The organism is Mammaliicoccus vitulinus, from assembly GCF_029024305.1.
GTDB classification, from domain to species: Bacteria; Bacillota; Bacilli; order Staphylococcales; family Staphylococcaceae; genus Mammaliicoccus; species Mammaliicoccus vitulinus.
This window is the reverse complement of the sequence record NZ_CP118974.1, coordinates 957138-973100: the sequence shown is the minus strand read 5'-3', so window position 1 is coordinate 973100 and position 15963 is coordinate 957138. Positions and strand designations below refer to the sequence as shown.

Here is a 15963-nt window from a genome sequence, read left to right as displayed (position 1 = left end):
TTTATCGCCACTCTTTTCTATAGTTCTTTTAATAAGCCTTATGATATATATGACTTCATTAAATAATTTATGTGATTTAGCTATTACTCTCATCATAATCATTACAAACTGCTTTTAACAAGTTTCTCAAATCATCATCGTCCATATCTTCTGGAACTCGAACTTTAATGAGGTGATTTTGATCTGATATCACATGAAAATAATGATGATCATTTTCATAGCCTTTTCCGAGTATTTGCATTCATAACATCCCCTTAAGATATTGCCAAACACTTATACTTTAATAGTATCATATTTATTTGTATTATTTTAATAATTTATTTATTAAGTAAATATTTTATAAATTTGGTTCTGCATGTACATATGAAGAATAAACGCCGGCTTCTCTTAATTGGTTTTCAACTAAATCACATATATCGTGTGCTTCATCTAGTGTTAAGTTTTTGTCTACAACTATTGTTACATCTAAAAAGACGCTATTTCCGTGATATCTACCTTTAATAGATGGAATATCGATTACACCTGGTATATCTTCTATTGCTTCTACATAATTATTTAAATCCTTTTCATGGAAACCGTCACTCAAAGTAAAGATAGATTCTTTAAATATTGTAAAACCTGTATAAACGATAATGCCCCCAAGAATAATGGCTAATATAATATCCATTATTGGATATCCAAATTGAGTAAAAATAAGTCCTATCCCTGTACCCATACTTACTAAAGCATCTGAAAGGTTATCTCTAGCAGCAGATTTTAACGATGTACTTTTTGTTTTTTTAGATAGATTCGAGTTATATAAATATACGAAAAACATGATAATACCACTTGCCATACTTACCCAAATTGTTAAAGTACTTGGTTCACTATAATCTCCTTGTACAAGCTTAGGAATATTAGTAGAAATAACTTCAATCCCTACAAACATGATTATGAATGAAACGATTAAAGTCGTAATATTTTCTGTCTTCATATGTCCATACGGGTGATTTTTATCTGCAGGCTTGATTGAAATTTTTAAACCGATAAGAACTGCTACAGAAACAAATATATCTGTTAAATTATTTAAACTGTCCGCTCTTAATGCTGATGAATGATAACTTGTACCGACTATATATTTTAAAATAGATAGCACTATATAAGTAACTAAACTAATATATGCTCCTCTTTGAGCAATTCTTAAATTGTTTGCCATATTCAACACTCCATTTTTTCACTGAAATTTGATTATATAACAAAACTTAAGACAAGTTAATGAATTAGTTATAGTAAAATAATATAAATTATTCTGCTTATTTAAGTTTTAGGTATCCCTACATTTTAAAATATAAATAAAAAAACAACTCAAGATTATGAGTTGCTTTTATTTATATTTTAAAGAATGCTTAATCCGCTTGCTTTAATATCTTTAGCAAATCCTTGAACGGTATCTACTGATAATTCATTAACGTCTCTGCCAATGTTAGGTACTTTAGCAACAACATCTTTTGGACATGTAATAATATCTACACCAATTTCATCTGCTTGAACTACATTAAATAACTCTCTACAACTAGCCCATAACAATTTAACGCCTTCTTTACTATGACACACTTTTTCTGATTCTTTCATTAGTGGTAGTGGATCCACTCCAGTATCTGCAATTCTTCCAGCAAATACTGAAACATATGTTTCAACACCTGGTTTAATTACTTCTACAATTTCTTTTACTTGTTCAATCGTATAAACAGCAGTAACGTTAACTTTTACATCATTTTCAGAAAGCTGTTTAATAAGTGGAATCATTGATTCACCTTGAGTGTTCACTACTGGAATTTTTACGAATACATTTTCACCATACTGTTTTAATATTTCAGCTTCTTTAGCCATCGTTTCTATATCATCCGCAAATACTTCAAATGATATTGAAGCATCTGGAATTGCTTTAACTACTTCTTCAGCAAATGTTTTATAATCTGTTACACCCGCTTTTTTCATTAAACTAGGATTAGTTGTAAAACCGTCTACTTCTTTATTTTGATACGCTTGCTTCATTTCTTTGATGTCTGCACCATCAGCAAAAACTTGTACTTTAAGATTACTCATGAAATTCATTCCTTTCTAACTTATGTGAATTTATCGTACCATAGTTTGCAATCGCTTACTAAATCATTTGATTTAAATAACAATATTGAGTTCTTATAAATGTATTTTGGATGGTTTTATGTCATAATTAACTTAAATATATATTTTGAAATAATTGTAAGTAATATAAATATAATTACTTAGGTGGTGATTTTTGATGGCTGAGAATTCAGAAACAATAAAACAGTTCAAACTTTATACTACTGGATCATTTCTAGGTGACGAAGCAGTCCTCCTCAATAGTAATAAAAGTCTAGTTGAACGGTATTATATTTTTTCTTATTATTTAGAAATAAATGATTTTAAAATATTAATTAATACAGGGTTCTCTGAGCATGTTAAGCCAAGTACAGAGTTAAAAACTTTAAAATTATTTCATAGGCAGGATTATAAAATATATGAAACTTTGCCTAGTCAATTATTAAAAGATCATGTTCATCCTGATGAAATTGATTATTGTATTATCACAAACTTTGCAAGCCACCACATAGGGTATTTAAATGCTTTTAAAAATGCTACTATTATCACTTCTAATGAAGCATATCATAACTTTATTACACAACAAGTGACGAATAATAATCTACAATTAAGTTTCCACGTTATGCCTGATGATTTTAAAGAGCGGATTGAATTCGTAGAAGATTTTGTTCAAACCGACCATCCTATTTTAGGTAAAGGTTTTAAAGTTTTTAATCAAGATGCGTTAGTCAGTTACGAATTACCTGGAGCAATGCCTGGACAGATTGGTTTAATGATGAAGTTTTCAAACCTCATGATTTTCATGTGTAGTGACGCTGCATGGTGTCGTTCAAATATTGAAAAAAACAACTTACCAACTAAAAGATTGTTGCGTAAAGCTTATAATGGAGAACTTTTTATTGAAACTCACTCAAAACTAATCGATTTAAAAACTGATATGAAACCTCCACTTTTTATCATTCCTAGCCATTGTAAAAAAATGGATGACTTTGATGAAGTCATGCAGTTATTAGATGCATTAAAATAATTTATATGTTAATATAAACGATTATATAGACTTTTTGGAGGGCATCATGGATAAAGCTAAACGCTATTTTTATATATCAGTTGTACTCATTATTATCAGTTTATTTTTAAGTGCACAGAATCCACTCGTAGAAACGATGTTTGGATCATTAGTTTCCCTCGTTTTAATAAGCAGTATTTTAAACGGTATATTATTATTTATTGCAGTTATTACGACTGACAAATCAATAAAGTATCAAACTGATAAACACAAAACAATTTCTAAATTGAACAAACTATTACCAATTGCTTTATTCATCGTTATTATTTATCATATTATTGTTATTATAAGATTCTTTGGAATAATTTAAGGGAAACGTAAAGTTTCTCTTTTTTTAATGAGGAGGTTTATATATGGTCTATCTTGCAATTTTTATAGGTGGTGCTTTTGGCGGTGGCTTAAGGTATTTAACATCAGTCATGATTCACAATACAACATTTCCCCTATCTACTATAATCATAAATGTATTAGGCGCTTTACTAATGGGCGTTATGACAAGTTATTTTATAAGTTACTTTAAAACACATCCAAATATTAAAAAAATGATAACAACAGGTTTCATCGGTGCTTTTACTACATATTCATCTCTTAGTTTAGAAACAGTTGTCCTATTAAAAAATGGTCATATTATCATAGCGATCTTATATTTGATATTGAGTATGATATTTGGATTTATCTTTATAGCAATAGGCTATAAGAAAGGAACAATTCATTCATGACTTTACTATTTATTATGATGAGTTCAGGTATTGGCGCAGTTTGTAGACAGTTAGTTAATGATATTTTCACAAAAGTTTATACTATTTCTTTTCCAATAGCAACTTTAGTTGTAAATATAATTGGTAGTTTAATCATTGGTTTTGCTGCACAACATTTAAACTCTGACTCATATAGTTACGCAATTATAGCGATAGGATTTTGTGGAGGATTCACGACATTTTCCACACACTTTTTAGAAGTCTACGAACAATATTTATTAAAATCATATAAAAAAATGACGATCTACATATTATTAACGATCATACTATCAATAGGTTCATGTTATTTAGGTTATCACATTTAAATATACTAAGATTAGTAGTGAAGAATTTGATACATAAATCCCAACTTAAAATAAATCACCCAATCCGTTGGAATCATTTTCGGATTGGGTGATTTTATATTTCTGATTTTGTAAAGTGCTGACGCCCGGGGGAATAGTATGAGCGAGAGACTACAGGCTCGAGCCATACCCCCAGGCAAACATGCACTTTACAAAATCATTATAGTTTAGGACATTTATGTCCCAGACGCTTTTTTATAGAAACTAATTTTAGTGCTTCTTTTATTCTGCTGAAAATGTTTCTGGATCTGGACCTATTCTTTCATCTTTATTTAATGCATTCAATCTTGATAATTGACTATCTGATAATTCAAAATCAAATACATTTAAATTTTCTTCTATACGAGATGGTGTAACTGATTTTGGAATTACGACTATGTTCTCATCAATATTCCATCTTATAATGACTTGTGCAGGTGTTTTACCTAATTCATTTGCAATTTCTTTAACAACTTCGTCTTCTAAAATTTGACCATTCATGAGCGGAGACCAAGATTGCGCAACGATCTTTTGTGCTTCTAAATAAGCTCTTAAATCTTTTTGAATTAAATAAGGATGGCATTCTATTTGATTAATAACTGGTTTGATAGAAGCTTGTTTCAACAATTCTTCTAAATGATTTACATGAAAATTACTAACGCCAATATTTTTAATTTTGCCTTCGTTATATAAATCTTCCATCGCTTTCCAAGTTTCAGAAATTAATGCTGTGTCTTGACCAGGCCAATGAATTAAATATAAATCAACATAATCTAATCCTAATCTTTTTAATGATGCTTCATATGCTAATTGAACATTTTCTCTACCATAATCAGACATCCAAAGTTTAGTTGTAATAAATAAATCTTCTCTTTTTAAGCCTGATTCTTCTAAGCCCTCTTTAATACCTTGCCCTACTTTTTCTTCGTTATTGTATATTTGAGCAGTATCTATATGTGTATAGCCGCTGATGATTGCATGTTTGACCGCTTCTCGACACTCATCATTATTTTCTACTCTAAACGTACCTAATCCTAGCGCTGGTATCGTATTGCCGTTGTATAACTCAACTAATTTCTGTGTCATTGTATTGCCTCCTGTTTTTTTCTTAGAAACTTAAATTAATATTGAAACAACCTTTGTCTCAAGATACGGTTCAATACCTTCAGAGCCACCTTCTCTACCAAAACCACTTTCTTTCATGCCACCAAACGGTATATGAGCTGCACTTGGACCTCCATCGTTCCAACCAATTACACCATAATCTAAGTTCTCATACAATTGTATACCAATACGATAGTTTTCTGTAAAGAAATACGCTGCAAGACCAAATGGTGTATCATTAGCTTTTTCAATGACCTCATCAATTTCTTTATAAGTTTGAATGGGTGCTACAGGTCCAAATGTTTCTTCTACCATAATTTTCATATCATCTGTTACGTCTGCCAGTACAGTAGGTGTAACATAATAACCACCGTCTTTATAACTTGTTCCCCCCGTTACAAGACGTGCACCTTTACTTGTTGCATCTTCTATATGTGATTGTATTTTTTCAAAGCCATCCGCATTAATAACGGGTCCAATATCTGTTGACTCATCTTGACCGTTACCTACTTTTAATTTGCTTACTTCTGTTTTTAAAGCTTTTTCAAACGCCTCTTTTACGGATTCGTGAACATAAATTCTGTTTGCACAGACACACGTTTGACCAGCATTTCTAAATTTAGAAGTTATAGTTCCTTTAACAGCTTTATCAATATCTGCATCTTCATGAACAATCAATGGTGCGTGACCACCGAGCTCTAACGTTATTTTTTTAAGTGTTGAACTAGATTGCTCCATTAATTGTTTACCAACCGGCGTTGATCCCGTGTACGTGATTTTTGATATTAATGGATGCTTAGTAAATATTTGACCTAATTCTTTTCCTGACCCATTCACATATTGAATAACATCTTTATCAAATCCCGCTTCATGTGCTAAATCAACTAGTTTCATAGTTGTAAGAGGTGTATCTTGTGCAGGTTTACATATAAATGTACAACCTGCTGCTAATGCTGGTGCCGCTTTTCTAGTCATCATTGCTGCCGGGAAATTCCATGGCGTTATACTTGCAACTACTCCAACTGGCGCTCTCGTTACAACTAATCTCTTATTTTCTACATGTTCAGGTATCGTTCTCCCGTAAGTGCGTTTCGCTTCTTCCGCAAACCATAAAATATAGTCAGTCGCATATTTAACTTCACCCATAGATTCTTTTAAAGGTTTACCACTTTCTCGAGTCATAATTAAAGCAATTTCTTTTTGATTTTCTAAAATTAACTCATGCCATTTATACAATAAAGCACTTCTGTCATGAGCCGGTTTTTTCTTATAAGTTTGAAAGGCTTTATGCGAACGTTCAATTTTTTCGTTAATCTCTTCTTCACTGTTATTTCTTAACGTTTCAATCACTTCACCAGTTGCAGGATTCTTAACATCAAATTTTTCGTTACCCATTTTATAACCACCTTTTTATAATATAAAAAATAGCGCTACATATTATGCAGCGCTTTGTTATTACGGATTAAACTTTTCAATTTCATCCATAATTCTTTCAAGATCTTCCACACTATACTGGAATCTGCCATGAAAAACAAATTTATTAAAGAAATGTTGTAATTGTTTTTCTCCTACTAACACTTTAATGTTAGGGTCTTGTGAGTAATTGCTAATAGTCGCTTCACTCACTTCATTAGGATGGAAGTAGATGATTGGTGTTGGTGTATATTTAAGCTCAAGTTGTCTTTGTAATTCTTCAGTTGTGTCATCAACTTCTTTAACTTCACTAGTATATGAATGAAATGCTGCAGTTTTATTATTTGATTGTTTTTCTAGTAATAACGTTTGTTCTTTATTCGGATTTAAATCCAATGTTTCAAAGACTTGTCCTAATACTGGAAAATCACTAAACTGCTGTTCGGTAATACCATGATAGATATGACCACTTACTAGATTTGAGTCAATTACGTAAATACCTGTTCTCGTTAATACTAAATGGTCAATTTGTCTCACTTTACCTAAAGGATCTTTCGGTAAAAAGATATTAGCCATTATATGCATATCTTCAGGTCTAATTCTACGCTCATTGACAAGCTGATCTCTCAGCTCTAATAAATGTCTATCAGTTATATATTCCCCTTCATTCTTAGAAAATAACTTTAATGAGTCAATTTCTCTTTCTTTTTGTGAAATTTCTTGTTGATGTGATTCTTTTTGTTTAGTTAGAACCTTTTTATTCTCTACTCTTTCATGATCTAACTTCTCTTTGTGTTCAGATTTTAGCGACTCGCTTTGTTGTTTATGAGCTTCTTGAATCTTAGTCAAAGATTTTTTCTTTTGTTTTAATGAAACAAAGAATAATATAATAAATAATATCGCAATGATAACTGCTGCGATTAATCCATAATGAATCGGTTCTAATTGACTCATAATTGTAGATCGCTCCTTTTCATAAGTATTACTTCTATTATAGTAAAAAAAACAAATAAATTCAGTATTTATCATTAAATATATCCATTATTGTAATGTTATTTTTAATACTTCGTACATCTGAATAGTTATTCCCCACTTTAATGGTAAATTAATTAAAACACTAATAAAAAAACTCTGTACAAATCGGTAAGATTTTTACAGAGTTTTTACAACTTATTTAAGTAAATCTTTTAATAAGTCTACTTTATCTAATGATTCCCATGGCAATTGAACATCCGTTCTTCCAAAATGTCCATATGCTGCAGTTTGTTTATAAATTGGTCGTCTTAAGTTTAACATTTGAATAATTCCAGCAGGTCTTAAATCAAACACTTCTCTTATTTTTTCTACTAAAGTTGTTTCATCAACTTTACCAGTACCAAATGTTTCTATTGAAATAGAAACTGGCTGTGCTACACCAATAGCATATGCTAATTGAACTTCACATTTATCTGCAAGTCCACTAGCAACGATATTTTTCGCTACATAACGAGCTGCATAAGCGCCTGATCTATCAACTTTTGTTGGATCTTTACCACTGAAACATCCACCGCCATGTCTTGCATAACCGCCGTATGTATCTACGATAATTTTTCTTCCAGTTAAGCCTGCATCACCTTGTGGTCCACCAATAACAAATCTACCAGTTGGATTAATAAAGAATTTAGTTTCATCGTCTAACAACTCTTTAGGAACGATTGGATAAATTACATGATCCTTAATATCTTGTTGAATTTTTTCAAGCTCTATTTTTTCATGATGTTGTGAAGAAATAACAATTGTATCAACTCTTACAGGTTTTTCATTCTCATCATATTCAACTGTCACTTGTGTCTTACCGTCTGGACGTAAGTAATCTAACGTACCATCTTTACGTACATCAGTTAATCTTTTAGCTAATTGATGTGCTAAATAACCAGGTAAAGGCATATAAGTTTCAGTTTCATTTGTTGCATACCCGAACATAAGACCTTGGTCTCCTGCTCCAATAGATTCTATTTCATGATCTGTTAAATCATCTCTATCTTCTAAAGCACAATCTACTCCTTGAGCTATATCTGGAGATTGTTCATCAATAGCCGTTAAAATTGCCATCGTTTGGAAGTCATAACCATATTTCGCTCTCGTATATCCTATATCTTTTACAGTTTGTCTTACTACTTTTGGAATATCAACATATGTTGATGTTGATATTTCACCAGCAATTAGTGCCATACCTGTTGTTACTGTTGTTTCGCAAGCGACTCTAGCTTTAGGGTCACCTTTTAATAATTCGTCCAAAATTGCGTCAGAAATTTGATCCGCAATCTTATCTGGATGCCCTTCTGTTACTGATTCAGATGTGAAGAGTCTTCTATTCTTAAACATAAAAAATCTCCTTTAAATAAAGTTGTACGGTCTCTTCCTCAGCGCAAATAAAAAGTGCCCACTCTCAATAAACATATAGAGAGAAGGCACACTCGTCCATTCGCTCTTATCGTTCAGACAATATTGGTCTGCAAACGGTTTGGCACCTTTCTTTCAAAATAGAAAGAGGTTGCTGGGTTTCATTGGGTCCATGTCCCTCCACCACTCAGGATAAGAGAATCCGTCAAAAATGATGATACTAGAGTTTTCAGATTATGTCAATGCAACGGAATATATTTCAAATGTCATAAATTTTTTAAATAAATTTTCTGATTAGTATAGACTATATATTTTAATGTGTTATACTAATTCCATGAAAATGCTTACAATTTAAATATTAGACATGGGGGTCGTCATTTATGGCAATACAGTCAATTACAGAATCAATCGAACTTTCTAATCTTCTTAACAAAGAAACTACGCACAAACAACTTTCTAGAACTGAATTATACAGACACATTCTAGAATCAGGCGAAGGTGTACTAACTGAATCTGGAGCTATCAGAATGGAAACAGGAAAGTATACCGGACGCTCACCTAAAGACAAATTCATTGTTGAAGAAGCAGATACTGAACAAGACATTGATTGGGGATCAGTCAATCAACCTATTTCAGAGAGTAGCTTTTTAAATTTATATGATCAAGTTATTGACTATTTAAACCAAAAATCACAACTTTATGTCTTTAATGGCTATGCAGGTGCAGATAAATCTTCACGTTTAGATTTACGTGTAATCAATGAATTACCTTGGCATAACCTATTTGCCCAAAACATGTTTATTCGCCCAGAAACGAAAGAAGAAGCACTTAATATTAATCCTAACTTCACTGTTATAAGTGCTCCTGGATTTAAAGCGAACCCAGAAAAGGATGGAACAAATTCTGAAACGTTCATTATTACTTCATTCAAACACCGCGTGATATTAATTGGTGGAACAGAATACGCTGGTGAAATGAAAAAAGGTATCTTCTCTGTCATGAATTATTTATTACCTAAAAAAGGTATTATGAGTATGCATTGCTCAGCAAACGTTGGCTATAATAAAGATGTTGCTTTGTTCTTCGGTTTATCAGGAACAGGAAAGACAACTTTATCTGCAGACCCAAACAGAAAACTTATCGGAGACGACGAACATGGTTGGAACGAAAACGGTGTATTCAACATTGAAGGTGGTTGCTACGCCAAAACTGTAAGCCTCAGCCGTGAAAAAGAACCTCAAATTTATGATGCTATCCGATATGGTACAGTATTAGAAAATGTAGGCGTTAAATCATGTGGAACAGTTGATTATGACGACACTTCATTAACAGAAAATACTAGAGCAGCTTATCCAATTGAGTTTATAGATAATATTGTAACACCATCAATAGCTGGTCATCCTAATACGATCATCTTCTTAACAGCAGATGCTTTCGGAGTCTTACCTCCTATTTCAAAATTGAATAAATCACAAGCGATGTATCACTTCTTAAGTGGGTTCACATCTAAATTAGCAGGTACAGAAAGAGGCGTAACAAGTCCACAACCTGTATTCTCAACTTGTTTCGGTTCACCATTCTTACCATTACATGCAACAGAATATGCTGAATTACTCGGTCAATTAATCGACAAACATGATGTAGATGTTTATTTAGTAAACACTGGTTGGACTGGCGGCGAATACGGCGTAGGTTCTAGAATGGACTTAAAACATACACGCTCAATGATTCGTCGCGCAATAAGCGGAGAAATTAAAAACTCTGAATTCATTAAAGATGATATATTCGGTCTCAATATACCAAAACATGTATCTGGCGTACCTTCAGAAGTATTATATCCACGTAATACATGGGTTTCAACAGATGCATACGATGAAAAAGCAAAACAATTAGCTAAAGACTTCAAAGAGAACTTCAGTAAGTTCGGAGCATCTTCAGAACACATTCAAGAAGAAGGCGGATTTACTTATAATCATTAAATAAACAGATGAGAACATCAAATAAAGAAGCATATCACACTACTGATTTTATTCAGTAAATAGCGTGATATGCTTCTTTTTGATTAAAAAATGTTTTTATTTTTCGCATTCATACATCCAATTTTTAATTTTAATCAATGTTTGTTGCTCTATTTTCGGCCTAAAAACATGCCCTTCACCTTTTTCATAAATCGTTCTATATTTAACTTGTTCTTTTTTTAAATGTTCTTCTAAATGATATGCCATATTGATATTAACTTGTTTATCTTGATCTCCATGGACAATTAATATAGGCGGACTATCACTATGAATATGTTTCAATGCATTTCTCTGTTCATATTCTTCAGATTGTTTTTTTGGATGCCCAATCATTCTTTTTAACATATTTCTTAAATCAATTCTTTCTTCATACATCATTAACAAGTCTGTTACCCCACCCCAAATTATATAACTCGTTGCATTTACTGATTGGTAAGTGAGTAAACCTTGTATACCACCTCTAGAAAATCCTACAATGTGAACCGGTATTTCTGGATATAATGCTTTTAATATATTTATACCTACAACAACATCATTTAAATCGTCTCCACAAAAACGATCTCTACCTTCACTTCCGTTGCTTCCCCGATAATATGGCGCAAATACTAAAGTGTTATTATTTTTAAATTGAGACATTCTCGCTGGTCTCACCTTACCCACTTGTCCTTTACCCCCACGTAAATACACGACGATTCGCTCAACATCTTTGTGTGGTGTCATGAGTAGTCCCCTTAATTTAAGCTGATCTACTTCATATATTACTTCTTCTGTAAGGTGATCATTAAAGAAGACAGGCATTCTTTTTTTACTTAAGAAATCCAAGTTTATTCACCCTTTCAACGCACTGTAATATTGCCTTATCTTTCAATAAAAAGCTCTTTTTTTGTTCCATAACATCATCAATGTTTTTAACGATGATTGGGCCATATGTTTCATAGTACTCATCTTTTTCTTCAATAGAATCAATTTCAATAAAATATACATCTTTATCAAAAGGTATTTCATCATGAACGATATATGATGCTATAAATGTAATCTCTTTAGCAATGGCACCTGTTTCTTCGTATAACTCTCGCTCTATCGCTTCTTTATTCGTCTCATTATGCTCTACTTTCCCGCCAGGAAACTCTATTCCTCGAATTTTATGATGTGTCAAAACATAATTTTCTTTGTAAATAGGTATACCGAGAACATGTTTAGCTTTTTGCACGTCGTCTCGTTCTTTATATTCTAAATCTACATTTAATCCATATGGATCTTTATAGCGCATGATACACGACCTCTTTCTTAGATTGTGATAAACTGTATATATATTTTATTAGAAAGGTAGAAAACATTGAAAAAGTTAACCTTAACGACCTTTGTATTAACAATTACTCTTATTCTAGCAAGTTGTAGTCCACAAGGTCAAAATTATTATAAAAATAGTAGTGATGCCATTGAAGCATTTCAAAAAAATATTAAAGATGTGGATACACACTCTATAAAATCTAAAAATGAAACGACAGTAAATTTTCAAGATAAAAAGACTCAGTTAAAACAAAATTCATATGGACGAACGAACCATCATGATAAACTCGCATTTAATGTTGAGCAATCAAGTAATACGAAACAATTTAATACACAGAATAAAAGTGTATTTATTAATTCAAATGAAATCCAATCATCACCAAAGACGAAATATTTAAATTATCGTGCTCAAAACGCAGAAATTGATTATTATCAAAAAATAGGCCAAGATTGGTTTGATTTAACTACATTTAATCAAAGTTTGTTAAAACCTATCGAAGACGATATTTCTATTAATGAAAATACACTTTCATATGAAGGCACGAACAGCGTCATGAAATATTTATATCAATTAGGATTTAACCAATCACCATTAGTTGATCAAAAATCATTAAGTAATATTAATGATTTAAAAATTAAAAAAGGTAAATTCAATATCACATTCCAAGAAGATAAAACGTTACCTAAAAAGTTAACGTTCGATATTGTTGCAACTGGAAAAATCAAAAACGAAACAATTAATATCCATATGAAACAAACAACACAGTTTTATAAATTTAATAATACTGATGTTCAGCCATATAAAAACTTAACTGACAATCATTATAAATAGGAGCATTGTTATGAAAACATTATTCATTAAATTAATTCGCTTATATCAACGCTATATATCCCCTCTGACACCACCTACGTGCAGGTTTCAACCAACTTGTTCTAATTATGCTGTAGAAGCTATTTCGGAGTATGGTGTCTTAAAAGGAACATGGCTAGGCACGAAAAGAATATTAAAATGTCACCCATTCCATGCTGGTGGATACGATCCAGTACCACCTAAGAAAGACCATAAGCACTAATATCTAAAAGGCATATACGCACTGATGCGCGTATATGCCTTTATTTTATTAATTTATTTATGTCTATTTTTGGCGGTGAATATATAATTTTATTATTTTCTAAAACAGCTTTCTCAAAAACAATATCATCAACGAAGTAATAATCACTTGGCGTTATATCACTAGGATAGTTGCTTTGCTCAGCTAAATAAGCAGTGAAATAACCACTCAAACCAAACTCATACATACCACCTATTACATATTTAAGGTTATGCGCTTTACAATAATCGATAATCTCTAAAGCTTTATCTATTCCACCTACTCGAGAAGGCTTAATAACAACCCCATCAATTATCTGAGAATCATTAAATTGTTTAATTTGTTCTAAATTTAATGCCGACTCATCAATAAATATCGGTAATGATAATGACTTATGATATTCATAATAGGAATCAAATGTACGAAATGGTTGCTCTATATAAATAAAATTCTGATGTTCAAATGTGTTCAACAAAGAAATTTCGTTTTGACTTAATACACCATTAGCGTCGATTGCTCTTTGTATATTGGGATAATTTTTTTCTAAAAACGCAATGTCATTTTTAATATCGTCATGCCATTTGATTTTAATTCTTGAAGGTAATTGCCCATTATATTGTTTGAAATATGTTTCAATATCATGATTAACAGTAGCACCATATTCAACCTTAACATCATGTAATTCATGAAACTTCTGAAAGAAAATCATAGACATAACACTTCGCGCATTTGGAAAATCGTTGAGTTCATCTATTAATTGACAGCTTAATTTATAATGATTTATTTGATCAAATTCATGCTTTTTAAACCAATTCGTTAATACCTCTTTTATAGATTCTATTGTTTCAAAATGATACCAATCCGTCTTAAATGCATTACACTCTCCGTAATAATTATGACCATCAACATCTTGCCATTCAACGATTAATACTTCACGCTCTTCAAGTTCTACTAAAGGCGTTTTGATGGGAACTCTAAATGGTGCCTTAAACATATAAAAGTTCATATTATTTTTACGCATGCGTTATCCACTCTTTCACTTTATATCTTGAAAGCTTTCCAGTTGACGTTCTTGGTATTTCTGTCATTTTATAAAAATATTTAGGATGTTTATATTTTGCTAAATACTCATCAAGCAGACACTTAAATTCACTGCTATCAATATTTTTATGAGATTCGTATACTAACGCAGGTACTTGTCCCCATTTTTCATCTTCGACAGGAACAGCGACACAATTTGTAACTTCTGGATGATTTAAAATAATATGTTCAATTTCATAAGGATATATATTTTCACCACCACTAATAATCAAATCTTTTCTTCTATCATAAATATATACATATCCATTATCATCTATTGAGCCGATATCACCTGTTTTAAAGTAGCCATCTTCAAATGTATCCGCATTACTGCCATTCGTTAAATAGCCATTCATAACATTTTTACCTAACACTGACACTTCACCATGACCTTCAGCATTTTTGTTCATAATTTTAAGTTTAACATTTGAAGGTATTTTACCGACAGTACGTGGTTCTATGCGCAACATTTCAGGACTTGCTGTTACAAACTGTGAACAAGTTTCTGTCATACCGAATGAGTTATAGATAGGCAATTGATATTCAAGTGATTTATTGATAATCGCTTCGGATAATTTCGCTCCACCTAATAGTATTTTCTCTAACTGGTAAGGCTGTGTGAGCTCATCGTTAATCAACCATTGTAATGTTTGTGGAACGAGTGAAATGTGTGTAATATCTTCATGTTTAATTAAATACATGACACGATCAACATCAAATTTAGGTTCTAATACAACAGTAAAGCCTTCAATTAAACTACGAATAAGCACGCTTAATCCAGATATATGATAAATAGGTAGGACAGATAACCATTTCGTTAACGAATGATAACCAAGACTTTCTTTGCAACCAATTGCGCTATAATAATGATTAGAAAAAGTTTGAGGTACCGCTTTAGCTGGCCCTGTCGTTCCGGAAGTAAACATAATTGTCGCGATATCATCCATATTAAGATGGAAATCTAAATTTTTATTATTTATGCTCGTAATATCATTAATTATGATATGATTTTGTTTTATATTAAGGGGTTTGTAAGTTAATACCGTTTCAACACCTATACTTTCTAACTGTTGTTCGATTTCTCTTGAAGTTAATTTCGTATTAACCATGACAATTTCAACATTCGCTAACCAAGCTCCAACAATTAATGAAACATGATGCACATCATTCTTTATATAGAATGCCACTCTTTTTAAATTAAGTTGGTTTAAATAAGATGCATAAACTTTTGCTCTGTTAAACAATTGTCGATATGTCAGTTCAACATCACCTTGTTTAATCGCTATTTTGTTCGGTGTCTCAATATTACGTTCTTCAATCCAATGTTTCATATTT

General features: G+C 31.6%; 18 protein-coding genes and 1 riboswitch. Of the genes, 7 read left to right on the top strand and 11 right to left on the bottom strand.

The genetic code is table 11. The features are described 5' to 3' along the window. Positions 1-76 precede the first annotated feature (76 nt). From PYW35_RS04955 to PYW35_RS04945, 3 genes are all read right to left on the bottom strand, one after another. Positions 77-241: a hypothetical protein gene (locus tag PYW35_RS04955; protein ID WP_016913116.1), complete on the bottom strand. Its 165-nt coding sequence runs from the start codon at positions 239-241 to the stop codon at positions 77-79. Between the two features lie 96 nt (positions 242-337). Then, the gene (locus PYW35_RS04950) at positions 338-1195 is read right to left on the bottom strand and encodes a cation diffusion facilitator family transporter (RefSeq protein WP_016913117.1); all 858 of its coding nucleotides are present in this window, start codon (positions 1193-1195) and stop codon (positions 338-340) included. Positions 1196-1374: 179 nt separating this feature from the next. Next, positions 1375-2085 (bottom strand): transaldolase, encoded by a 711-nt coding sequence (locus PYW35_RS04945; RefSeq protein ID WP_016913118.1) that lies wholly within the window; start codon positions 2083-2085, stop codon positions 1375-1377. Positions 2086-2281: 196 nt separating this feature from the next. On the opposite strand from PYW35_RS04945, the gene PYW35_RS04940 reads away from it, so the two are divergent. Genes PYW35_RS04940 through PYW35_RS04925 form a run of 4 tightly spaced genes read left to right on the top strand, consistent with a single transcriptional unit; the run spans position 2282 to position 4232 of the window. Then, entirely contained in the window at positions 2282-3130 is an 849-nt protein-coding gene (locus tag PYW35_RS04940; RefSeq protein ID WP_016913119.1) for an MBL fold metallo-hydrolase, read from the top strand. A gap of 46 nt (positions 3131-3176) precedes the next feature. Beyond that, positions 3177-3479: a hypothetical protein gene (locus PYW35_RS04935; protein WP_016913120.1), complete on the top strand. Its 303-nt coding sequence runs from the start codon at positions 3177-3179 to the stop codon at positions 3477-3479. Between the two features lie 43 nt (positions 3480-3522). After that, the gene (gene crcB, locus PYW35_RS04930) at positions 3523-3888 is read left to right on the top strand and encodes a fluoride efflux transporter CrcB (protein ID WP_103323496.1); all 366 of its coding nucleotides are present in this window, start codon (positions 3523-3525) and stop codon (positions 3886-3888) included. Next, positions 3885-4232 (top strand): fluoride efflux transporter FluC, encoded by a 348-nt coding sequence (locus tag PYW35_RS04925; RefSeq protein ID WP_103323497.1) that lies wholly within the window; start codon positions 3885-3887, stop codon positions 4230-4232. The genes crcB and PYW35_RS04925 overlap by 4 nt, the downstream gene beginning before the upstream one ends. Positions 4233-4493: 261 nt before the next feature. On the opposite strand, the gene PYW35_RS04920 is transcribed toward PYW35_RS04925, so the two are convergent. From PYW35_RS04920 to metK, 4 genes are all read right to left on the bottom strand, one after another. Beyond that, entirely contained in the window at positions 4494-5336 is an 843-nt protein-coding gene (locus tag PYW35_RS04920; protein ID WP_103323498.1) for an aldo/keto reductase, read from the bottom strand. 30 nt (positions 5337-5366) lie between these two features. Further along, on the bottom strand, positions 5367-6749 hold the full coding sequence (locus PYW35_RS04915) for an NAD-dependent succinate-semialdehyde dehydrogenase (RefSeq protein WP_103323499.1): 1383 nt from the start codon (positions 6747-6749) through the stop codon (positions 5367-5369). A gap of 60 nt (positions 6750-6809) precedes the next feature. Then, positions 6810-7721, bottom strand: a complete 912-nt coding sequence (locus PYW35_RS04910; protein ID WP_016912166.1) for a nuclease-related domain-containing protein — start codon at positions 7719-7721, stop codon at positions 6810-6812. A 216-nt stretch (positions 7722-7937) separates the two neighbouring features. Beyond that, entirely contained in the window at positions 7938-9131 is a 1194-nt protein-coding gene (gene metK, locus PYW35_RS04905) for a methionine adenosyltransferase (protein WP_103323500.1), read from the bottom strand. Positions 9132-9234: 103 nt separating this feature from the next. Then, positions 9235-9348: riboswitch (SAM riboswitch) on the bottom strand. A 181-nt stretch (positions 9349-9529) separates the two neighbouring features. Here metK and pckA point away from each other — a divergent pair. Next, the gene (gene pckA, locus PYW35_RS04900) at positions 9530-11128 is read left to right on the top strand and encodes a phosphoenolpyruvate carboxykinase (ATP) (protein WP_016912168.1); all 1599 of its coding nucleotides are present in this window, start codon (positions 9530-9532) and stop codon (positions 11126-11128) included. Between the two features lie 96 nt (positions 11129-11224). Here pckA and PYW35_RS04895 read toward each other — a convergent pair whose 3' ends face one another. Both PYW35_RS04895 and ytkD read right to left on the bottom strand, forming a co-directional pair. Beyond that, complete coding sequence (locus tag PYW35_RS04895) at positions 11225-11989, bottom strand: alpha/beta hydrolase family protein (protein WP_204107804.1); 765 nt, start codon at positions 11987-11989, stop codon at positions 11225-11227. Next, the gene (gene ytkD, locus PYW35_RS04890) at positions 11973-12437 is read right to left on the bottom strand and encodes an RNA deprotection pyrophosphohydrolase (RefSeq protein WP_103323501.1); all 465 of its coding nucleotides are present in this window, start codon (positions 12435-12437) and stop codon (positions 11973-11975) included. Before ytkD ends, PYW35_RS04895 begins: the two co-directional genes overlap by 17 nt. Before the next feature lie 66 nt (positions 12438-12503). Between ytkD and PYW35_RS04885 the strand changes: the two genes are divergently transcribed. Further along, positions 12504-13289 (top strand): hypothetical protein, encoded by a 786-nt coding sequence (locus tag PYW35_RS04885; protein ID WP_204107803.1) that lies wholly within the window; start codon positions 12504-12506, stop codon positions 13287-13289. 10 nt (positions 13290-13299) lie between these two features. Beyond that, a complete protein-coding gene (gene yidD / locus PYW35_RS04880; RefSeq protein WP_016912172.1) occupies positions 13300-13530 on the top strand; it encodes a membrane protein insertion efficiency factor YidD in 231 nt (76 codons plus the stop codon). A gap of 40 nt (positions 13531-13570) precedes the next feature. Here the strand turns inward: yidD and menC are convergent, their stop codons facing one another. Together menC and menE are read right to left on the bottom strand one after the other, a co-directional pair. Then, positions 13571-14569: an o-succinylbenzoate synthase gene (gene menC, locus PYW35_RS04875; RefSeq protein ID WP_103323502.1), complete on the bottom strand. Its 999-nt coding sequence runs from the start codon at positions 14567-14569 to the stop codon at positions 13571-13573. Continuing rightward, on the bottom strand, positions 14562-15959 hold the full coding sequence (gene menE / locus PYW35_RS04870; RefSeq protein ID WP_103323503.1) for an o-succinylbenzoate--CoA ligase: 1398 nt from the start codon (positions 15957-15959) through the stop codon (positions 14562-14564). Before menE ends, menC begins: the two co-directional genes overlap by 8 nt. Positions 15960-15963 lie beyond the last annotated feature (4 nt).